Source organism: Streptomyces sp. NPDC050534, assembly GCF_044457745.1.
Classification (GTDB): Bacteria; Actinomycetota; Actinomycetes; order Streptomycetales; family Streptomycetaceae; genus Streptomyces.
On the sequence record NZ_JBITHF010000008.1, the window covers coordinates 490,227 to 509,485 of the forward strand.

The window sequence follows — 19,259 nt, forward strand, 5'->3', positions numbered from 1 at the left end:
GTCAGGAGGCGCGGGAATGGCAGACGACTGGGACGACCTGGTCCTGGACGAGGACTTCATACGGTCCGCCGACACCTCCGAGCCGTCTGCCCGCGCCCGCATGCTCGCCGCGCGCTGGCGTGACGAGGGACCGGAGCCGCAGCCGTGGCGCTCCGACGAGCCGCCCGCGGGGTGGTTCTTCAGCAAGGGCCGGCGCCGCAAGTGGCGGCGCCGCTAGCCCGGCCGTACGTCCGATTTATTCGGTGGCGTCCAACTCGCCGGACAGGCACAGTGGTTGTGTCCACGACGCCGGACGGTGAGCCCGGCGCCACTTTCTGGGAGAGGAGCCGGACGATGTCCATGCACGACAGTACGTCCCGCTCCCTTCAGGGCAGCCCGCGGCGGGTTCCGGTGTAGTTACCCCACCGTGGAGCCCGCTCCGCATCCGGAGCTGCCCGGGGCGGCCGCTTCGAGCACGCGGCGCGCTGCGCCTGCGTGGGCCGCCTTCCCCCGTCGCCCCCTTGGCCAGGGGGCATCCTCCGCTGGGACGGCTGACCGGTCGCGGGCCGGGAGCCGTCCCAGCGGCACGACTGCCGGTTGCTACGGCAGCAACCGCTCCAGCACCAGGGCGATCCCGTCCTCCTCGTTGGAGGACGTCATCTCCTGTGCCACCGCCTTGAGTTGCTCGTGGGCGTTGGCCATGGCCACGCCGTGGGACGCCCAGGCGAACATGGGGATGTCGTTCGGCATGTCGCCGAAGGCGATCGTGCCGGCCGCCTTCAGGCCGAGCCGGCGCGCCGCCAGTGACAGGCCGGTCGCCTTCGACAGGCCCAGCGGCAGCAGTTCGACGATGCCCTCGCCCGCCATCGCGACCGTGACGAAGCCGCCGGCGGCCCGGTGGGCGGCCTCCGCGAGCTCGTCGTCGGTCAGGTCCGGGTGCTGTATGTAGATCTTGTTCAGCGGGGCCGCCCAGAGGTCGGACGCGTCCGTGAAGGGTGTGGACGGGAGCGCGCCGGTGACCGCGTAGCCAGGGCCGACCAGCACCTCGCCCGACAGGCCGTCACGGCTCGCCGCGAGATGCAGCGGCCCGACCTCCGCCTCGATCTTGGCCAGTGCCACGCCCGCCAGCTGCCGGTCCAGGGTCACGGACGTCAGCAGGCGGTGCGCCCCGGCGTCGTAGACCTGGGCGCCCTGGCCGCAGACCGCGAGGCCCTGGTAGCCGAGGTCGTCGAGGATGTGCCGGGTCCAGGGGACCGCGCGGCCGGTGACGACGATGTGCGCGGCGCCCGCCGCGGTGGCCGCGGCGAGCGCTTCACGGGTGCGCGGGGAGACCGACTCGTCGGAGCGCAGGAGCGTTCCGTCGAGGTCGGTCGCGATCAGCTGGTACGGGAAACCCCCGGCGGGTGACGGCTCGCTCACTTGGCGACCGGTTCCAGGACCTCCCGGCCGCCGAGGAACGGACGCAGCACCTTGGGCACGTACACCGAACCGTCGGCCTGCTGGTGGTTCTCGAGGATCGCCACGATCGTGCGCGGTACGGCGCACAGCGTGCCGTTCAGCGTCGCGAGCGGCTTGACCTGCTTGCCGTCACGGACGCGGATGGACAGGCGCCGGGACTGGAACTCGGTGCAGTCCGAGGTCGAGGTCAGCTCGCGGTACTTGCGCTGGGTCGGGATCCACGCCTCGCAGTCGAACTTGCGGGCGGCCGAGGAGCCGAGGTCGCCGGTGGCCACGTCGATGACGCGGAACGGCAGCTCAAGCGACGTCAGCCACTGCTTCTCCCAGCCCAGCAGGCGCTGGTGCTCCGCCTCCGAGTCCTCGGGGGCGACGTAGGAGAACATCTCCACCTTGTCGAACTGGTGGACGCGGAAGATGCCCCGGGTGTCCTTGCCGTGCGAGCCGGCCTCGCGGCGGAAGCAGGGCGAGAAGCCGGCGTAGCGCAGGGGCAGCTTGTCGGCGTCCAGGATCTCGTCCATGTGGTAAGCGGCGAGGGGGACCTCGGAGGTGCCGACGAGGTAGAGGTCGTCCTTGTCGAGGTGGTAGACGTCCTGGGCCGCCTGGCCGAGGAAGCCCGTGCCCGCCATCGACTGGGGGCGGACCAGGGCGGGCGTCAGCATCGGCGTGAAGCCGGCCGCCGTCGCCTGGGCGATCGCCGCGTTGACGAGGGCGAGCTCCAGCAGGGCGCCGACACCGGTGAGGAAGTAGAAACGGGAGCCGGAGACCTTCGCGCCGCGCTCGACGTCGATCGCGCCGAGGAGCGTGCCGAGCTCCAGGTGGTCCTTGGGCTCGAAGCCCTCGGCACCGAAGTCGCGGATCGTGCCGTGCGTCTCGAGGGTGACGAAGTCCTCCTCGCCACCGACCGGCACGTCCGGGTGGACGAGGTTGCCGAGCCGGAGCAGCAGCTCCTGGGTCTCGGCGTCGGCCGCGTCGCGCTCGGCGTCGGCGGCCTTGACGTCGGCGGCGAGCTGGCCGGCCTTCTTCAGCAGCTCGGCCTTCTCGTCGCCGGATGCCTTGGGGATGAGCTTGCCGAGCTGCTTCTGCTCGGCGCGCAGCTCGTCGAAGCGGACGCCGGACGACCTGCGCCGCTCGTCGGCAGACAGGAGAGCGTCGACGAGCGCGACGTCCTCTCCACGGGCGCGCTGGGACGCGCGCACACGGTCGGGGTCCTCACGGAGCAGGCGAAGGTCAATCACGCGGTCAAGGCTACCGGTGCGGGGATACGGCCCACGACACGTCATTGCCGGGAGTCGTGAATTGCGGCTTACGTTCTGTCATGAGCGAATTGCGCACAGTGTCAACAAAAAGTGTCTCACTCCCTGGACGGGGAGGGGTGGTCAGCGCCGGGTTGACTCGATTTCCTTGTGCGGAGCGGGACTTGGGGGGTCGTTTGTCCACAGCGATCCACAACCCTCGAAAAGTTATCCACAGGGTGTGCGGGGGGTCTGTGGATTTCGGAATTGATCACTCCGAAACCGTCGCGTCACCGTGCGGATTCCCCGCGCAAACCAGCTTTTACCACCACTTTCGGTGGAAAGCAGTCGCCCCAAAGGATTGCCTATAGGAAACGAGTGGACGAACGGTGACATGCGCCCGAGTGGACGCCGCGGAGGCCCGTAGGGCGATTTGTCGACTGACTGACGCCTCGCTGTCGACTTGTCCCCAGGTCGAGAAGCTCGCCTGTGGATAACTCCTGTGGACAACGAAAATCTGCAGGTAGGACTGGCGAGCACGTGGGCGCGACTGGCTAGAAACGGCCGTCCTGGCAGCGGGCCACCCAGTCCGCCGCCGCCACGAACTCCCGGTCGGAGGTCCCCTTCCGCGGGGCGCTCACGTCCTCGACGCCGAGGTCCGCACGCGGGTACGAACCGAGGAACCGCACCTCCAGGCAGATCCGCTTCAGCCCCATCAGGGCCTCGGCCACCCGGCGGTCGGAGATGTGGCCCTCGGCGTCGATGCAGAAGCAGTAGTTGCCGATGCCGGCGCCGGTGGGCCGGGACTGCAGCAGCATCAGGTTGATGCCGCGGGTGGCGAACTCGCCGAGCAGGTCGCGCAGACCGCCGGGGTGGTCGTCGCGCTGCCACAGCACGACGGAGGTCTTGTCGGCGCCGGTCGGCGCCGCGGGCCGGGCGGGCCTGCCGACCAGCACGAAGCGGGTCTGCGCGTTCTCGGCGTCGTGGATCCCGGTCTCCAGCGCCTGAAGGCCGTACAGCGCGGCGGCGAACTCGCCCGCGAAGGCGGCGTCGTACTGGCCCTCCTGGACCAGGCGGGCGGCGTCCGCGTTCGAGGCGGCCGACTCCCAGTGGGCATCCGGGAGGTTGTTCCTGAGCCAGTTGCGCACCTGCGGCTGGGCGGCCGGGTGCGCGGAGACCGTCTTGATGTCGGAGAGCTGGGTGCCCGGCCTCACCAGCAGCGCGAAGGTGATCGACAGCAGCACCTCGCGGTAGATCATCAGCGGTGCGCCCGCGACCAGTTCGTCGAGCGTGGTGGTGATGCCGCCCTCGACGGAGTTCTCGATCGGCACGAAGGCGGCCTCGGCCTCGCCGACGCGGACCGCGTCCAGCGCGGACTGGACGGACACGTAGGGGATCAGCTCCCGGGTGGCCGTCTCGGGAAGGGTGCGCAGGGCGGCTTCGGTGAAGGTGCCCTCGGGACCGAGATACGCGTAGCTCGCTGGCATGCCTTCACCCTAATGGCCTCACGGGGACGCGGCTCACACGTCTCACCCAGGCCCCTCGGGCGGGTGAATCCGGGGGGTTCCTCATCCCTCCAGCAGCCGCTGCCCCACGTACTCCCCCTGCGCCGTCCCGCCCGGCACCGCGAACAGACCGCTCGCCTCGTGGCGGATGTACTTCGACAGGGCGTCGCCGCGGTCGAGCTTGCGCTGGAGGGGGACGAAGCCGCGCAGCGGGTCGGCCTGCCAGCAGACGAAGAGCAGTCCCGCGTCGGGCACCCCGTCCGCGTCGATGCCGTCGTGGTATGAGAACGGGCGACGCAGGATCGCCGAACCGCCGTTCTGGTCGGGGCGGGTGATGCGCGCGTGGGCGTTGATGGGGACGGCGTACTCGCCCTTGGCGTCGGTCTTGTCGAGGTTCATCGCGGTGGTCTCGGAGCCGCCGGACAGGGGCGCCCCGTCGGCCTTGCGGCGCCCGATGACGTTCTCCTGGGCCTCGAGCGTCAGCCCCTCCCAGTCGTCGAGGAGCATGCGGATGCGGCGTACGACGGCGTAGGAGCCGTTCGCCATCCAGGACGGGTCGGCCGAGCCGGACGCGGGCACGAAGATCCGCTTGTCGAAGTCGGAGTCGGCCGGCTTCGGATTGCGTGTGCCGTCGATCTGGCCCATCAGGTTGCGTGCCGTCATGGGGTGGGCGGTGGCGCCCGGTGTGCGGTTGAAGCCGTTCATCTGCCAGCGCACCCGGGCGGCGCTCCCCGCGTCCTTCTGGATCGCGCGCAGCGCGTGGAAGGCCACGAGGGCGTCGTCGGCGCCGATCTGGACCCACAGATCGCCGTTGCTGCGGGCCTTGTCGAGGTGGTCGGAGGAGAAGTCGGGCAGCGGGTCGAGGGAGGCCGGGCGCCGCTTCTCCAGGCCGGTGCGGGAGAAGAAGCTGTGCCCGAAACCGAAGGTGATCGTCAGCGACGACGGCCCCGCGTCCCGGGCCACGCCCGTGTCGCCCTGCGCCGCGGGCTCGCCCGCCATCAGCCGCTCGGCCGTGGCCGACCAGCGGCGCAGCAGCGCGGCCGCCTCCCGGCGGCCCGCGCCCGCCGCCAGGTCGAAGGCGACGAGGTGGCCCTTGGCCTGGAGGCCCTCGGTGATGCCGGGCTGATGTTTCCCGTGAAACATCGCCCGGCCGGAGCCGACGGAGGTCAGCGGGGTGGCCGCGGAGGGCGCGGCCGCGTATCCCACGGCGCCGCCGGCCGCGCCGAGGACGATCCCGGTGGCGCCGGCGGTGCCGAGCAGGGTGCGCCGCGAGACGCCCCGCGCGGCGGGGGCCCCGGGCGGGGCACCCGTGTCCACGGGGGCGGGGGCCTGCGGGGTGGACTGGTCAGCCATGGTGCGGTTCAGCCGATCTGCGCGTTCTTGGAGACGGTCACCTGGTCGATGTCGGAGCTGCGCACGGTCACGGCGACCTTCCAGTCGCCGGCCATGGGGATCTGCACGTTGGTCGCCGTCCAGTGTCCGGTGGTGACGCGGTCGGGGGTGATGGGCAGCGGCCCGATCTTCTTGGCCTCGAGCGTGAGGGCGAGCTTCACCTCGGGGACGTCGAAGGCGCGGCCGTTGGGCCGGGTGACGTAGACGTGCAGCTCGTTGCCGCCCACGCGCGCGGGGTCGAAGTCCACCGACACGACGCCCTTGCCGTCCGTGCCGCCCGTGTCGAACGGCATCGTCAGCGTCAGAGCGCCGGACGACGCGTCGGACGAGGAGGACGACGAGGAGGACGACGAGGAGGACGAGGAGGACGACGAGGCGGTGGCCGCCTTGGCGTCCTGCTCAGTGCGGCCCGGCTCCGTCTGCGTCAGCACGGTGGTGACGGCGAGCAGCGCGACGGCGACACCCGCCTCGGCGAGCACCGAGCGCCGCAGCCCGAAGCGGTGCGGGTCCGCGTCGCGCAGCCGCTTCTTCTCCGCGGTGGCCACGGCGGCCTGCTGGCGGGCGAGCTGGGCGGCGCGCTCGGGGTCGCCGGACGCCTCGGAACCGCCTGCGGCGGTCTCCTCACCCTCAGCGGAGCCGTTGGCCGTGGTGTCCTCGGCCGTGGTGTCCTCGGCCGTGGTGGAGGCGGTGCCGACGTGCGCCTTCTCCCGCTGACGTGTCTCGGCGGGCGCCGTGTCCGCCAGCTGAGCCGTCCAGCGCCGGGACATCCAGGCGATGCCGACCAGCACGCACACCAGGCCGATCTTGACGAGCAGCAGCTGGCCGTACGACGTGTCGGTGAAGGCCGACCAGGAGCCGAGCTGGCGCCACGACTGGTAGATGCCGGTCGCGACGAGCGCGAGGACGCTGCCGAAGGCGACCTGGGAGAAGCGCCGTACCGCGCCGGACTCGATCGGGGTCGGCGAGCGGTACAGCGCGACCAGGAGTGCGCACAGTCCGCCCAGCCAGGCCGCGACAGCCAGCAGATGGACGACGTCGACCGGCATGGCGATGCCGGGCTGGAGCCCGGTGGAGGCGTGCTCGGCCATGGCCCAGCTCGCCGCGAGACCGGCCGACACGACGAACCCGCCGATCGCGAGCCCGAAGGTCAGATCCCGCTTCTCCTCGTCCTCCCGCTTGTCATAGGCACCGAAGAGCACGGCGATGAAGAGTGCCGCCGCGGCGAGCAGCAGCAGCCGGGACACCAGTGCCGCGCCCGTCTTGGTCTGCAGCACCTGCCCGAGCAGCCCCAGGTCGAAGATGTCGCCGGCTTTCCCGGAACTGGTGTAGGAGCCGCGCAGGAGCAGAAGCAGCAGGGTCGCGGCGGTGAGCGACAGCCATCCGGAGACGACGAGCCGCTGCAGCGGCCGTACCCCCGAACCGCGCTGCCAGCAGGCGAGGACGAAGGCGGCGCCGCCGACCATGACGATGAAGCCGGCGTACGACATGTAGCGGCCGAAGCCGTACAGCCAGCCGACCACCCCGCCGCCGACCTCCTGGCCGACCACCTTGACCGAGGTCGTGGACGGGGCGCCGATGGAGAAGGTGAAGGCGCCCGCGACGGGGTGGCTGTCCGCGGACACGACCTGCCAGGACACCGTGTAGGTGCCGTCGGGCAGGCCGCTCTTGAGCTGCACGGCGTACGAGGTGCCGCTGACGTTGGACGGCTTCGCGGCGTCGACGCGCTTGCCCTTGGGGTCGAGCACGCGCAGCGAGTCGTCGGACGTGGCGACCTTCTCGGAGAAGGTCAGCGTGACCTGGCTGGGCGCCTTGTCGACCACCACCCCCTGCGCGGGGTCGCTGCCGGTCAGCGCGGCGTGCGCGGAGGCCGGCCCGGCACCGGCGAGGAGGACGCCGATGACGGTCAGGCACAGCAGCACCAGGGTCCGCATTCGGCGCGGGGTGATGGTCTGCGTCACGGTGGTCCCTCCCTCAGTGTCCGTTCGCGGGGTTGTACGTGGCGGACTTCACCGGCATCTCAACCTTGATCGGACCGGAGTCGGCGAAGTGGAGCTCGACCGTCACCTTCTCGCCCTGCTTCGGCTTCCGCTTCAGGTTCTCGAACATCAGGTGGTTGCCGCCGCTCTTGAAGACGAGCCGGCCGTGGGCGGGGACGTCGAGCGACGTTACCTCCTCCATGGACTGCCCCACCGTCCGGTGGACGGTGACGCTGCCCGCGGCGTCGCTGGTGACGGAGGTCAGTTCGTCCTTCGCGCCGCCCTCGTTGGCGATCGTGAGGAAGCCCGCGGCCATGTCGGAGACCGGCTGCGGCATGTACGAGGAGCTGACGGACAGGTCGGCCTTCGCGTCGCCGGAGCCGGAGCCGGAGCCAGAGCCGGAGCCGCCGCAGGCCGCCAGGGCCAGGGCTCCGGCTATCACCGTGGCGGGCACGGCGAGGTGCCTCACGGGTTCTCCCCCTTGATGATCTTGGGGAGGTCCTTGGTGTAGTCGTCGACGGTGGCCTTGTCGTCGTAGAGGAGGTAACCCCCGTTCGTCTTCGGGGAGAACGCCATGACCTGGGTGCCGTGCACCGAGACGGTCTTGCCGGTCTTCTTGTCCTTGTGCGTCGGCTCGATGGAGATGCCCAGGGTGCGGGCGCCGGCCTGGATGGTGGCGAAGTCGCCGGTCAGGCCCACGAACTGCGGGTCGATGCCCTTGAGCCACTTGCCGAGCTCGGACGGGGTGTCGCGGCCCGGGTCGGTGGTGACGAACACGACCCGGAGCTTGTCCTGTTCGGCCTTGGGCAGCGCCTTCTTCGCCACCGCGACGTTGTTCATCGTCAGCGGGCAGATGTCGGGGCAGTGGGTGTAGCCGAAGTAGATCAGCGTCGGGCGGCCGGCCGTCTCCTTGCGGAAGTCGTACTTCTTGCCCTGGGTGTCGGTCAGGACCATGTCCGGCTTCTCGAAGGGCTTGTCGAGGATGTACGCGGCCTTCTGCGAGGTGTCCTCGGAGACCACCGACACGGGCGACTTGCCGTCGTCACCGCTGCCGCAGGCGGAGAGGGTCAGGGAGGCGGCGGCGAGCAGCGCGGCCGCGGCGAACGTCTTCTTGCGCATAGAAAAATGTCCCAGATGTGAGAGCTCCGGTGTGCACCGGGGGCCGTGCTCGGGCACGCGCCCCCGGACACACCGACGGACGGGCCTCAGGCGTCGCTGCGGCGACGGCCGGCGAGTACGCCGTACGCCACGCCCAGCGCGCCGACGACGATGCCCACGACGCCCAGCACGCGCGCGGTGGTGTCACTGCCGTCGGAGCCCGCGGAGGTGTCGGCGGCCGTGTTCTCGGCGTTCTTGGAGTTGTCGGACGCGTCCTCGGCGGTCGAACCGTGCGCGTGGCCGTCCTCGGCGGCGGACAGGGTGAGCACCGGGGCCGGGTTCTCCGGCTCCTCCTGGCCCTTCTGCTGCACCTCGATCCAGCGGACGACCTCCTTGTCGGAGTACGTCTGCAGCGCCTTGAAGGCGAGCTGGTCGGTGTCCTCGGGCAGGGTGCCGACGGAGACCGGGAACTTCTGGAAGAAGCCGGGCCCGACGCCGCCGTCCTTGGCCGTCCAGGTGATCTTGGAGACGGCCTCGTCGATCTTCTCGCCGTGCATCTCGATCGGCTTGGCCAGCTTGGACTTGGTGACCTTGATGTCCCAGCCGTCCATCGGCTGCGGCATGGCGGAGGCCAGCGGGTGGTCGGAGGGGAAGGTGACCTCGAGCCTGGTGGTCGAGGCGTCGTCGCGCTCGTTGGGGACCTTGAAGTCGATGACCGCGTAACCGCCCTTGGCGGCCGTGCCCTCGGGCTGCACGCTGACGTGCGCGAAGGCGGGCGAGGACAGGACGACGACGGCCGAGGCGGCGAGGGCGCCGGTGGCGGCGAGGCGGGAAGCCTTCATGAACGGATGCACTCCACTTCGAGATTCGAGTGAGGTTCGGTGACGAGGGCGCGCGGCGCGGATGCACGGGCACGCGCGTGTGCCGCACGACGGCGGCCCCTCTCCCGGTCTCGGCGGAGTGGCGGTGTCGTCGTGTCAGGCGGCGAGGGCGAGTGCGGCGGCCGGCGGGCCGCGCCTGATCACCGTGTGCTGAAGTGCGGTGGTACGGGGCTTGGATGGCGCGAGCAGGGCGGTGCGCGGCGGGTGCGGGCCCGTCCCGGGCACGGCCGGGAGCCCGGCACGCAGGGCGCGCACCAGCGCGAGCGCCCCGCGCAGGGAGCGTACGAGCGCGCCCTCGGCGACCGCTTGGGCCGACAGCGCGGACAGTTCGGTGAGCCGCAGCAGGGCCAGGTCCCCGCGGCGCAGCAGCCAGCCGGCGGCGATCGCCGCGAGCACGTGGGCGAGCAGCATCGGCAGGGACGGCAGCAGCGAGGCCAGGGAGCCGGAGGTGGACAGGGCGTCCGCCGGGTGGTGCATGGAGCCCGTGCCCGTACCCATGCCCGTGGCGGTGTCCGGGGACAGGCGGGCGTCGGCGAGGATCCTGCGGGCCTGGGCGGGGCTGATCGCCGCGGCGGTGGTGCCGCAGACGAGGCGCGCCGCGCGCTCGACGAGGGTGGCGTCGGCCGTCGTGTGCGTCGCCATGGACGGCATCGAGGACATCGACGGCATCGACGGCATCGACGGCATCGAGGCCATGGAGGATGCCGATGCCGCGGCTGCCGTGTGCTGCCCCAGGCCGAACAGCGTGTGCAGCACGGTCTGTCCGGCCGCGAGCAGCGTCACGATGCCGGGGAGCGAGCGGGCGCGTCCGGCGAGCGGCACCACGGCCAGGACGGTCGCCAGGAATCCCGCGCCCAGCGTCCACAGCGGGACCGTGGCGCAGGAGGCGAGGGTGTGGCCTCCCGCGGCCAGCACGACGCAGACCGCGGCGAACACCGAGGCCCTGAACATCCGGAGACCTTTTCCGGAGCGCGCCGCGCGCTGGTGGGGGGCAGTCATGGCGGGCCAATCATCGCACTGGCGCCAAGGGCGCCGTACGGCAGGTCCGCAAGGTTCACGTAGAGGCCGGAAGGTCACTTTCTGGCACGGGCCGCCCGCACATACACCGATTCCGTTCGGGACGCATCGCCCATATGGGCTGCATCACGTCAACTCTGTGCTTACACCGGTGTACTCACGGCAATAAGAAACAGTATGTCGAGCCGCTGCCTGGAGGCTGGAGCATGAGCATCTGGTGGTCACTCCACTTGCGGCGGGAAGCTGCGAGCGTTCCGCTCGCCAGACGGCTGCTGCTCGGCACGATGGAGTCGGCGGGCGTCGACCCCGACATCTCCTACGACCTCTCCGTGGCCCTCAGCGAGGCCTGCGCGAACGCCGTCGAGCACGGTGGGGGAACGGTGCCCTCGGAGGCGTACCGGGTCACCGCCTACCTCGACGGCGAGAAGTGCCGCATCGAGGTCACCGACTCGGGACCGGGCTTCACCCCCTCCCCGGCCCCCCGCCCCGTCCGCGCCGACTCCGAGCACGGACGGGGCCTCTGTCTGATCCGCGAACTCGCCGACCACGTCCAGATCGCCGTCAAGCCCGGCCGCGACGGCACGATCGTCAGCTTCGACAAGATCCTCAAGTGGCGGGACGACGCACCGCTCATGGCGGTGTGAGGCGCACCGTCGTGCCGGAGGTGCCGTCGTGGGCGGCGTCGTAGGGCCCGAACGCCGAATCCCCGTGGTACGTGACGACCGGCGGTCCCGGGGTCCCGTGCGGTGTCGCCAGGGAGGCGGTCCAGGGGAGGGGCAGGGAGAGGTCCGTCACCGTCCACGGGCGGGCCGCGGCGGGGTGTTCGCCCGCCTCGACGCGGACCGGGCCGGGGGTGGCCGGGAAGGTCTCCAGGAGCGACAGGTCTGACGTGATGCCCGTGCCCACCGCCTTGAGTACGGCTTCCTTGCGGGTCCAGCAGCGGAGATAGGCGGCGTCGCGGGTGGGGCCGGCGGGCACGCCGGCCAGGTGTTCCGCCTCGGAGGGGGTCAGCGTCGACACGGTCAACGTTCCCGTCGGGAGCGGGCGTTGCTCCTCCACGTCCACGCCCACCGGGCCCTCGCAGACCGCCAGCGCCGCGCAGCCCGTGGTGTGGGAGAGGCTGATCCGCGGGGCGCCGCCGGGGTGCAGGACGACGGGCGGGCCTTGGTCCGGGGCGCCGCAGCAGGGACAGGGGGCGCGGCCCAGGAGGATCCGGCGGGGCGGGACGCCGAGCAGTTCGCCCAGGATGCGGCGGGCACGCGCGCGCGTGACGACGACGGACGCCTTCGCGCGCGTGCTGCGGGTGCGGTCGACGCGGTCCCGCTCGGCGGGGCTCAGCAGCGCCAGATCGGCGGGCGTGTACGTGAGCGGCAGTCGCCACCACCACACCCGTGCCGGGGACGCGGGAAACACCTGGGACATGTGAACCCACCGTAGGCGTGCCCGCGCGGTTCCCGGCCGCGCTGTCAGCAACCGGTCATACGGCCGCCCTCGTGGCAACTTCCTGCAGAAATGTTTGCCTCCTTTCCGGGGCCCCGGTTAAAGGGAATATCCCGGTTAATTGTGAACGCCCATGGATGCTGGCTCCGCCGTCTCGCCGCTGGCTAATGTCGGACTCACCGAATCGGTCGGCGAAATATCCATGAGAAGGGCTTCACATGTCTGACGAAAGCAAGCAGCAGCAGCTCGACGAAATTCGCGAGATTGTCGCCGAGGTGCTCGAGCTGGAGCCGGAGGAGATCACCGAGACCAGCCTGTTCGTCGAGGACCACGAGGCGGACTCGCTGCGGGCGATCGAGATCCTGGCCCGTCTCGAGAAGAAGTACAAGGTCGAGATCCCGCAGTCGGAACTGCCGAAGATGGTCAACCTGACCGAGGTGCACCGGATACTCGGCCAGCACGCCGGCTGGCAGGACTGACCGTATGCGACGGGTAGTCATCACGGGACTCGGACCCGTGTCGAGCATCGGTATTGGGGCGTCCGCCTATGACGAGGCGCTGCGTTCGGGCGTGAACGGAGTTTCTCCTATCGCCTGTTTCGACTCGACTGGCTTTCCCTACTTCATGGCCGGTGAAGTGCACGAATTCCGGCCGACGGAATTGGTGCGGCGACTGTCCGTCGACGAATGGGGCCGCACCAGTCTTTTCGCGGCCTCCGCGGCCCGCCTCGCGGTGGCGGACGCCGGGATCGACGAGGAGGAACTGGCCGCCTCCCGCGCCGGGTCGAGCATGGGCACGACCGGCGGCGAGTCGCAGGTGCTGGAGCGCCTGACGGGCGACGCGCTGGACAAGGGCGTCCACCGGCTCGACGCCGGCCTGGTCCGCCAGGTCTCCAGCGCCCGCCTCTCGCAGGCGGTGAACCGGGAGCTCGGCCTGACCGGCGAGGCCGTCACGCTCTCCACCGCCTGCTCCGCCAGCAACTACGCGCTCGGCTACGCCTACGACCTGATCAGGACGGGCGAGGCCGACTACATGATCGCGGGCGGCGCGGACTCCGTCGGCCGCTGGTCGCACGCCGGCTTCTACCGGCTGGGCGCGCTCACCGAGAAGGCGTGCTCGCCCTTCGACAAGAACCGGGCCGGGATCATCACCGGCGAGGGCGGCGCCGCCCTGTTCCTGGAGAGCCTCGACTCGGCCCTCGCCCGCGGCGCCCGCATCCACGCCGAGGTGCTCGGCTACGGCGTCAACTGCGACGCCAACCACATGGTCGCGCCGCTGCGGGAGTCCATCGCCGCCTGTATGCGCCTCGCCCACCGCAACGCGGGCGTCGAGGCGAAGGACGTGGACTACATCTGCGCGCACGGCACCGGCACGCCGGCCAACGACCAGGTGGAGGCCGGGGCGGTGGTCGACGTCTTCGGCGAGAACCCGCCGCCGATCAGCTCCACCAAGTCGATGCTCGGCCACACCATGGGCGCCGCGAGCGGGCTCGGCGCGATCGCGTCGGTGCTCGGCATCACCGGGTCGTTCCTGCCGCCCACGATCAACTACAGCACCCCCGACCCCGAGATGCCCCTGATCGACCCCGTACCGAACGAGGCGCGCCACGCCGACGTGGCGATCGCCCAGGTCAACGGGTTCGCGTTCGGCGGCAACAACGCCATCGTCATGCTCGGGAGGTACTCATGACGGCGACAGCCGCACAGCTGTCCGCCCCCGCCCCGTCCACAGCCCCGCTCGCCCTCGCGGTCACCGGGTTCGGTGTGCTCTCCGGCGCCGGGACCGGCATCGAGGCACTCGCGGGCGCGCTCGCCGCCGGGCACTCGCCCGCGGTGGACGTCTCCGGGATGTTCGAGGACCCGCTGCCGCGCCGGCAGGCCCACGCGCTGGTGGACTTCAGTGTCCGCGACCACCTCGGTCGCAAGGGCACGTCCTTCTTCGACCGCAGCACCTCGCTCGCCATGGTCGCCTGCAAGGAGGCGCTAGCCGACACGGATCTGGAGGTCGGCGACGGCAACCGGGACCGTATCGGCATCACCCTCGGCACCACCGCGGGCAGTGTCAAGTCCACCAGCGACTACAGCCGCGACACCTTCGTCCAGGAGCGGCCGTACCTGGTCAACCCGCTGCTCTTCCCTAACGCCGTGATGAACTGCGCGGCCGGGCAGGGCGCGATCCGTTACGGCCTCAAGGGCGTGAACGCCACCATCGCGGGCGGGCCCCTGGCGATGCTCAACGTGCTGCGCTACACCCGCAACCTGATCGGCTGCGGCTACGCGGACGCGCTGCTGGCGGGCTCCGTCGAGGAGTTCAGCCCGCAGTCGGCCTGGGCGGTGCACTACGCCCGGCGCACCGACGGCGGGCACCTCGCCCCCGGCGAGGGCGCGGCGGTGTTCGTGGTGGAGAGCGCGGCCGCCGTCCGCGCGGCCGGGCGCCGCCCGGACGCGGAGATCCTCGCGGTGGAGACCGGCGTCTACGACCCGCCGGGAACCGAGAGGTTCGTCGAGGGACTCACGTCCTGCCTGGCCCGCGCCCTGGAACGGGCCGGCGTACGGGCGGACGAGGTGAGCGCCGTGGCCACCGCGGCGAGCGGGATGCCCCGCTTCGACGAGGCCGAGGAGGCCGCCGTCACCGCCGTCCTCGGGGCCGGTCCCGAGCGGCTGCGGGTCAAGGAGGTGACGGGCGAGGCGTTCAGCGCGTCCGGCGCCTTCCAGCTCGCCGCGCTGCTGGCCCGCCACCGCACGCAGCCCGCGCGCGACGGCGAGCTGTCCGTGATCACCACCGTGGGCGCGGACGGCGCCGCCGGTGCCGCGGTCGTCAGGGGGTGGAGCCGTGCCGACGGCGATCACGGGTAGCGCGATGATCAGCTGCCTGGGCGACCTCGACGCGACCTTCGGGGCCCTGCTGGAGGGCCGCAGCGGCGTGGGGCCGCTGCGGTGCGGCGACCCGGAGAAGCTCAACGTCCGCAACGGCTACCCGATCACCGAGGCGGACGGCGCCCGGGAGGACACCCCCCGCCTCGCCGCCCGGTGGCTCGCCCGCACCGTCGCCGGCGCTCTCGCCGACGCCGGTGTCGATCCGGCGCGGCGGCGCGTCGCCGTCGTCGTGGGCACCGGGCTGCGGGAGCTGCGCGCGGTCGAGCAGTGGCACGCCGACGAGGCCGGACTGCGCCTCGCCCAGCTGCACTTCGCCGACGCCGTGCGATCCGTCGCGCCGGACGTCACCGAGGTGCACACCCTCGCCAACGCCTGTGCGGCCTCCGGCTACGCACTGGCGCTCGCCGCCGACCTGCTCGAACTCGGCGAGGCCGACGCGGTCGTGGCGGCCGGCTGCGACACCATGACCGAGAGCATGCTCGCCATGATCGGCCGGGTCGGCACGGCCACGTCCGACATGGTCCGCCCGTTCGACGCGGACCGCGACGGTGTGCTGCTCGGCGAGGGCGCGGTCGCCGTCGTACTCGAGAAGGCGGAGGAACTCCCGGCGGGCAAGCGCCCGTCGGCGCTGCTGCGGGGCGTCGGGCTCGGCTGCGACGCACACCACGAGACCGCGCCCGACCGGGCCGGCATCGTCGCCACCATCCGGGACGCGCACGAACGTGCCGGGGTGACGGCGGACGAGATCGGACTCGTCCTCGCCCACGGCACCTCGACCGCCCTCAACGACCCGACGGAAGCGGGCGCGCTGCTGGAGGCGTTCGGCTCCGACGGGCCCCTCGTCACCGGCATCAAGGGCGCCGTCGGGCACACCTCCGGCGGTGCGGCCCTGATGAGCCTGCTGGTGGCGGTGGCCGCGATGGATGCCGGCCTGGTGCCGGCCGTCGTCGGTCTGCGTACGCCGATCGCCGAGGCGGAGAAGCTGAGGCTGGTGTGCGGGGAGCCGGTGCCGACCGGCACCCGGCTTGCGCAGGTGAACGCCTTCGGATTCGGCGGGGTCAACGCCGTCATGATCGTGGAGGCCGTTCGATGACCGCCTTTCCCCGCACCCTCGACCTGGCCGGCTGGTCCGTCCACGTCCCCGGGCTGTCCGCGGCCGACCTGCCCGGCTCACCCGAGAACCCCGCCTGCGCACCCGGGGACGCCAAGGAGGTGCTCGGCCGCAAGGGGCTGCTCGGCAAGGAGCCGTCCACCCGGCTCGCCCTCTGCGCCGTCCACCGTGCCCTCGGACTGCCGCCCGGCCTGCTTCAGGAACCTCTGCCGTACGCCCCCGGCACGGCGGTCGTCGTCGCCTCCAACCTCGGCAACGTCGAGACGGTCTGCTCGGTCCTGACCGACGTGCGCGGCCGCGGCGGCTCCGCGGTCAGCCCGATGGACGCGCCCAACGCCTCCAGCAACGTCATCGCCAGCACCCTCGCCATCCGCTACGGCTTCACGGGACCCAACCTCGCGGTGTGCAGCGGCGCCACGGCCGGGCTCGACGCGCTGTCGCTGGCCCGGCGCCTCATCCTCGCGGGCCGCGCGCCGCGCGCGGTCGTCGTCGGCGTCGAGCCGGCCGATCCGGTCGCCGTCCGGCTGGCCGCCCTGCGTGCGCAGGGGCCCGCCCCGCTCGCCGCCGGGGCCGGCTGCCTGCTGCTCGGCGAGCCGGGCGCCTGGCCCGGCACGACCGGGGTGCGGCTCGGCGCCGTACGGCGCACGACCGGGCCGGTGGAGCGAACCGGTCCGGAACCGGGCGACTTCTACGGAGCCGCCGGCGTCATCCGCACCGCCGTCGCCGCCGCCCGCGGCGAGGCGTGCACCGTCGGCTGCGGCGACGCCGAGGACGGCTGGGCCGCCGTGGACCTGACCGTCGTGGAAGAGGCGACGGGGGTCCCGGCATGAGCTGGACCAAGGTGGCCGAGGGCGACACCGGTCTCGAGGTGTGGCGCGGACCCGGTACCGGACCGGCGCTGGTCGCCGCGCACGGCATCGAGGACTCCTGGCGGTGCTGGCAGGAGCTCACCGAGCGGCTGCCCGGCCACACCCCGTACGCGCTCCAACTGCCCTGGCACGGCGGCAACTCCTACGAGTGGCGGCCGAAGGGATCGCCCGGCGAGTGGCTGGCCCGGGCGCTCGACCTGGTGCCCGAGCGGCCCGTCACGCTGCTCGGCCACTCCTTCGGCGCCAACGCCATCCTGGAGCACCTGGCCACCGGCCCGGTCGATCCGGAGCTGAAGGCGGTCGTCCTCGCCGCCCCGTTCTACCGGCCCGCCGACTTCCCGCTCACCGAGCAGCTGCGCATGCGCTCGCTCGCCGCGCTGCGCAAGGTGATCGTCGAGGGGCTGCGCCTGAACCTGGGCCGCCGTCACGACGCGCTCGACCCGGAGGTGCGCCGCCTGATGGTGCAGAAGCTCCTGGAGCGTGCCGTGCCGGGCGGATTCCCCGTGTTCTACGAGGAGTTCGCGCGCTCCGGGCTCCTCGACCTGACCGGGATCACCGTGCCGACCCTCGTCGTCGCCGGCACCCGGGACGAATCGCTCACCCCGATGCGGGCCGCCGCCCTCGACCGGGACATGCCCGCCGCGACGGTGCGGCTGCTCCCGGCGCTGGGCCACTTCTGCCATGTCGCACAGGCCGGGCGGACGAGCCGCGAGGCCGCCGCGTTCCTGGCCCGTACCTCTCAAGGAGATCCACCCATGCCCGAACTGCTCGACGGCGAGCCCACCAGTTACGTGGGTCAGCCGCGCTACGAAGGCGCCAACATCCGTACCTGGATCGGCTTCAAGCACTTCATGTACCTCGTGGAGGAGTCGGTCCTGCAGTACTTCGCCGACCGCGGCGTGGACGCCAGGACGCTGTACCACACCTACGGTCTCGGCCTGGAGATCGTCGACTCGTCCGTGCAGCTGCCGGTGGCCCTGGAGGTCGGCGAGCAGGTGTACGCCACCGTCGTCTCCGGCAGGGCGAAGCCCGGTCAGGGCGCGCCGTTCACGGTGACCCTGACGGTGGAGCGCGACGGGCAGACCGTCTCCGTGCTCAAGGGCAAGGTGCGGGCCGCCCTCGTCACGGTCAAGGACGGCTCGGGCAGCGAGCCCGTCCCGGCCTTCCTGGAGCCGTACGTCGTCCCCGAGGTGGCCGCCCTGAACAACGCGGCCGCCGGCAGCCTGCCGATCGCCGAGGGCCAGGCGGTCGCCGACGTCCTCGCGCCCGAGGGCTCCGGCGCCTACCTGTGGGACTGGCGGGCTCCCTACTTCTACTGCCACTTCTCCGACCGCCTTCAGCACTCGGCGTACACCCGCACCCTGGAGGAGGTCGTCGACCGCTTCCTGCACGACCGCGGCCTCGCGATCGGGAAGCTGCTCGAGGAGCGCGGCTGGATCCCGGTGGTCTCCCGGGCCCGGGTGCAGATGCTGTCCGACGTCTTCATGGAGGAGACCGTCCACACCGTCTTCCGGGTGGACGAGATCCTGCGCGACACCATGTACACGGCCCGGATGGACTGCTACGTCCGCCGCGGCGACCGCCTGGAGCGCGCCGCCACCGCGACGATCATGCACGGCTACGCCATCAGCCGCGGCGAGCAGGCCGGCTCCGTCGCCGTCCTCGACGACAAGACGCAGGCCGCCCTCCTCGGGGGTGCCGCATGAGCCCGCGCAGGCCGCCCCGGCTGTACTTCTCCCTGCGCAGCCCCTTCAGCTGGATGGCGCTGCGCCGCCTGGAGGAGCGGCTGCCGAACGCCCGGGAGCTCATCGAGTTCGTCCCGTTCTCCGAGCCGGACGCCGAAAGCGCCGCCGCGCTGGAGGCCGCGGGCGGTGAGTTCCACTACGTGGCCATGTCCAAGGCCAAGCACCTCTACATCCTCAACGACACCAAGCGGCTGGCCGCCAAGTACGGCTACGCCATGAAGTGGCCCATCGACAAGGGCGACGAGTGGTGGGACCTGCCGCACCTGGCCTGGTTCAAGGCCGGCGAACTCGGCGTGGAACGCGCCTACTACGACGCGGTGATGGCGGCCCGCTGGGAGCGCGGCGAGAACATCTGCGACCCGGAGATCCTGCGCCGGGTCTGCGACGAGGCCGGTCTCGACGGCGCGCTCCTGGTCGCCGCGCCGGACGAGGAGCACATCCGCAAGCAGGGCCTGGAGGCCCTCATGCGGATCTACGAGGACGACATCTTCGGCGTCCCGTACTTCCGCCTCGGCCGGCACCGCTTCTGGGGCCTGGACCGGCTCGACGACTTCCTGGACGCGCTCGAAGGGACCCTCGCCCCGGCGGCGGACGACCCCCTGGCCGGCGTCCCCCGCGAACTGCGCGAGCGCACCGGCTCGATGGACCACGACACCGCGGGCGGCTGCGGCTGACCGCCG

The 19,259-nt window shown here is 71.8% G+C and carries 19 protein-coding genes; 9 read left to right on the forward strand and 10 right to left on the reverse strand.

Annotated features, from left to right (window positions below; all coding sequences use genetic code 11):
• Nucleotides 1–16: 16 nt before the first annotated feature.
• Nucleotides 17–217 (forward strand): hypothetical protein, encoded by a 201-nt coding sequence (locus ACIBN2_RS27630; RefSeq protein ID WP_399138154.1) that lies wholly within the window; start codon nt 17–19, stop codon nt 215–217.
• A gap of 362 nt (nt 218–579) precedes the next feature.
• Here the strand turns inward: ACIBN2_RS27630 and ACIBN2_RS27635 are convergent, their stop codons facing one another.
• The 9 genes from ACIBN2_RS27635 to ACIBN2_RS27675 all read right to left on the reverse strand — a co-directional run bounded on the left by ACIBN2_RS27635 (nt 580) and on the right by ACIBN2_RS27675 (nt 10,520).
• Nucleotides 580–1,398, reverse strand: a complete 819-nt coding sequence (locus tag ACIBN2_RS27635; RefSeq protein ID WP_399138155.1) for an HAD family hydrolase — start codon at nt 1,396–1,398, stop codon at nt 580–582.
• Complete coding sequence (gene serS, locus ACIBN2_RS27640; protein WP_399138157.1) at nt 1,395–2,672, reverse strand: serine--tRNA ligase; 1,278 nt, start codon at nt 2,670–2,672, stop codon at nt 1,395–1,397. The genes ACIBN2_RS27635 and serS overlap by 4 nt, the downstream gene beginning before the upstream one ends.
• Before the next feature lie 551 nt (nt 2,673–3,223).
• Nucleotides 3,224–4,156: a prephenate dehydratase gene (gene pheA / locus ACIBN2_RS27645; RefSeq protein WP_399138159.1), complete on the reverse strand. Its 933-nt coding sequence runs from the start codon at nt 4,154–4,156 to the stop codon at nt 3,224–3,226.
• Between the two features lie 81 nt (nt 4,157–4,237).
• A complete protein-coding gene (gene efeB / locus ACIBN2_RS27650) occupies nt 4,238–5,527 on the reverse strand; it encodes an iron uptake transporter deferrochelatase/peroxidase subunit (RefSeq protein ID WP_399138161.1) in 1,290 nt (429 codons plus the stop codon).
• An 8-nt stretch (nt 5,528–5,535) separates the two neighbouring features.
• Nucleotides 5,536–7,524 (reverse strand): copper resistance CopC/CopD family protein, encoded by a 1,989-nt coding sequence (locus ACIBN2_RS27655; RefSeq protein WP_399138163.1) that lies wholly within the window; start codon nt 7,522–7,524, stop codon nt 5,536–5,538.
• A gap of 13 nt (nt 7,525–7,537) precedes the next feature.
• Nucleotides 7,538–8,011, reverse strand: coding sequence for a copper chaperone PCu(A)C (locus tag ACIBN2_RS27660; RefSeq protein ID WP_399138164.1), 474 nt, complete (start codon nt 8,009–8,011; stop codon nt 7,538–7,540).
• On the reverse strand, nt 8,008–8,661 hold the full coding sequence (locus tag ACIBN2_RS27665) for an SCO family protein (protein ID WP_399138166.1): 654 nt from the start codon (nt 8,659–8,661) through the stop codon (nt 8,008–8,010). The genes ACIBN2_RS27660 and ACIBN2_RS27665 overlap by 4 nt, the downstream gene beginning before the upstream one ends.
• Before the next feature lie 86 nt (nt 8,662–8,747).
• Nucleotides 8,748–9,482 carry a YcnI family protein gene (locus ACIBN2_RS27670; protein ID WP_399138168.1) on the reverse strand — a complete coding sequence of 245 codons (735 nt, stop codon included), beginning with the start codon at nt 9,480–9,482 and terminating at the stop codon, nt 8,748–8,750.
• A 135-nt stretch (nt 9,483–9,617) separates the two neighbouring features.
• Nucleotides 9,618–10,520, reverse strand: a complete 903-nt coding sequence (locus tag ACIBN2_RS27675) for a hypothetical protein (protein WP_399138170.1) — start codon at nt 10,518–10,520, stop codon at nt 9,618–9,620.
• Nucleotides 10,521–10,744: 224 nt separating this feature from the next.
• Between ACIBN2_RS27675 and ACIBN2_RS27680 the strand changes: the two genes are divergently transcribed.
• A complete protein-coding gene (locus ACIBN2_RS27680) occupies nt 10,745–11,182 on the forward strand; it encodes an ATP-binding protein (protein WP_399138172.1) in 438 nt (145 codons plus the stop codon).
• Here the strand turns inward: ACIBN2_RS27680 and ACIBN2_RS27685 are convergent.
• On the reverse strand, nt 11,169–11,960 hold the full coding sequence (locus ACIBN2_RS27685; protein WP_399138174.1) for a 4'-phosphopantetheinyl transferase family protein: 792 nt from the start codon (nt 11,958–11,960) through the stop codon (nt 11,169–11,171). The genes ACIBN2_RS27680 and ACIBN2_RS27685 overlap by 14 nt on opposite strands.
• A gap of 236 nt (nt 11,961–12,196) precedes the next feature.
• Here ACIBN2_RS27685 and ACIBN2_RS27690 point away from each other — a divergent pair, with 236 nt between their 5' ends.
• The 7 genes from ACIBN2_RS27690 to ACIBN2_RS27720 are packed head-to-tail and all read left to right on the forward strand — an operon-like array spanning nt 12,197 to nt 19,253.
• Nucleotides 12,197–12,457, forward strand: a complete 261-nt coding sequence (locus ACIBN2_RS27690; RefSeq protein ID WP_399138176.1) for an acyl carrier protein — start codon at nt 12,197–12,199, stop codon at nt 12,455–12,457.
• Nucleotides 12,458–12,461: 4 nt separating this feature from the next.
• A complete protein-coding gene (locus ACIBN2_RS27695) occupies nt 12,462–13,667 on the forward strand; it encodes a beta-ketoacyl-[acyl-carrier-protein] synthase family protein (protein WP_399138177.1) in 1,206 nt (401 codons plus the stop codon).
• Nucleotides 13,664–14,833 (forward strand): beta-ketoacyl synthase N-terminal-like domain-containing protein, encoded by a 1,170-nt coding sequence (locus ACIBN2_RS27700; protein WP_399138179.1) that lies wholly within the window; start codon nt 13,664–13,666, stop codon nt 14,831–14,833. Before ACIBN2_RS27695 ends, ACIBN2_RS27700 begins: the two co-directional genes overlap by 4 nt.
• Nucleotides 14,811–15,947, forward strand: coding sequence for a beta-ketoacyl synthase N-terminal-like domain-containing protein (locus ACIBN2_RS27705; protein ID WP_399138181.1), 1,137 nt, complete (start codon nt 14,811–14,813; stop codon nt 15,945–15,947). The genes ACIBN2_RS27700 and ACIBN2_RS27705 overlap by 23 nt, the downstream gene beginning before the upstream one ends.
• Complete coding sequence (locus ACIBN2_RS27710) at nt 15,944–16,795, forward strand: beta-ketoacyl synthase N-terminal-like domain-containing protein (protein ID WP_399138183.1); 852 nt, start codon at nt 15,944–15,946, stop codon at nt 16,793–16,795. Before ACIBN2_RS27705 ends, ACIBN2_RS27710 begins: the two co-directional genes overlap by 4 nt.
• On the forward strand, nt 16,792–18,540 hold the full coding sequence (locus ACIBN2_RS27715; protein WP_399138184.1) for an alpha/beta fold hydrolase: 1,749 nt from the start codon (nt 16,792–16,794) through the stop codon (nt 18,538–18,540). The genes ACIBN2_RS27710 and ACIBN2_RS27715 overlap by 4 nt, the downstream gene beginning before the upstream one ends.
• Nucleotides 18,537–19,253 carry a 2-hydroxychromene-2-carboxylate isomerase gene (locus ACIBN2_RS27720; RefSeq protein ID WP_399138186.1) on the forward strand — a complete coding sequence of 239 codons (717 nt, stop codon included), beginning with the start codon at nt 18,537–18,539 and terminating at the stop codon, nt 19,251–19,253. Before ACIBN2_RS27715 ends, ACIBN2_RS27720 begins: the two co-directional genes overlap by 4 nt.
• Nucleotides 19,254–19,259 lie beyond the last annotated feature (6 nt).

What these genes read in the sequence shown, in the direction of transcription:
- ACIBN2_RS27715 (WP_399138184.1), top strand. Translation starts at nt 16,792, where the DNA reads ATGAGCTGGACCAAGGTGGCCGAGGGCGACACCGGTCTCGAGGTGTGG.
- ACIBN2_RS27690 (WP_399138176.1), top strand. Translation starts at nt 12,197, where the DNA reads ATGTCTGACGAAAGCAAGCAGCAGCAGCTCGACGAAATTCGCGAGATT.
- efeB (WP_399138161.1), bottom strand. Translation starts at nt 5,527, where the DNA reads ATGGCTGACCAGTCCACCCCGCAGGCCCCCGCCCCCGTGGACACGGGT.
- ACIBN2_RS27720 (WP_399138186.1), top strand. Translation starts at nt 18,537, where the DNA reads ATGAGCCCGCGCAGGCCGCCCCGGCTGTACTTCTCCCTGCGCAGCCCC.
- ACIBN2_RS27685 (WP_399138174.1), bottom strand. Translation starts at nt 11,960, where the DNA reads ATGTCCCAGGTGTTTCCCGCGTCCCCGGCACGGGTGTGGTGGTGGCGA.
- ACIBN2_RS27680 (WP_399138172.1), top strand. Translation starts at nt 10,745, where the DNA reads ATGAGCATCTGGTGGTCACTCCACTTGCGGCGGGAAGCTGCGAGCGTT.
- ACIBN2_RS27700 (WP_399138179.1), top strand. Translation starts at nt 13,664, where the DNA reads ATGACGGCGACAGCCGCACAGCTGTCCGCCCCCGCCCCGTCCACAGCC.
- ACIBN2_RS27675 (WP_399138170.1), bottom strand. Translation starts at nt 10,520, where the DNA reads ATGACTGCCCCCCACCAGCGCGCGGCGCGCTCCGGAAAAGGTCTCCGG.
- ACIBN2_RS27630 (WP_399138154.1), top strand. Translation starts at nt 17, where the DNA reads ATGGCAGACGACTGGGACGACCTGGTCCTGGACGAGGACTTCATACGG.
- pheA (WP_399138159.1), bottom strand. Translation starts at nt 4,156, where the DNA reads ATGCCAGCGAGCTACGCGTATCTCGGTCCCGAGGGCACCTTCACCGAA.
- ACIBN2_RS27665 (WP_399138166.1), bottom strand. Translation starts at nt 8,661, where the DNA reads ATGCGCAAGAAGACGTTCGCCGCGGCCGCGCTGCTCGCCGCCGCCTCC.
- ACIBN2_RS27695 (WP_399138177.1), top strand. Translation starts at nt 12,462, where the DNA reads ATGCGACGGGTAGTCATCACGGGACTCGGACCCGTGTCGAGCATCGGT.
- ACIBN2_RS27670 (WP_399138168.1), bottom strand. Translation starts at nt 9,482, where the DNA reads ATGAAGGCTTCCCGCCTCGCCGCCACCGGCGCCCTCGCCGCCTCGGCC.
- ACIBN2_RS27710 (WP_399138183.1), top strand. Translation starts at nt 15,944, where the DNA reads ATGACCGCCTTTCCCCGCACCCTCGACCTGGCCGGCTGGTCCGTCCAC.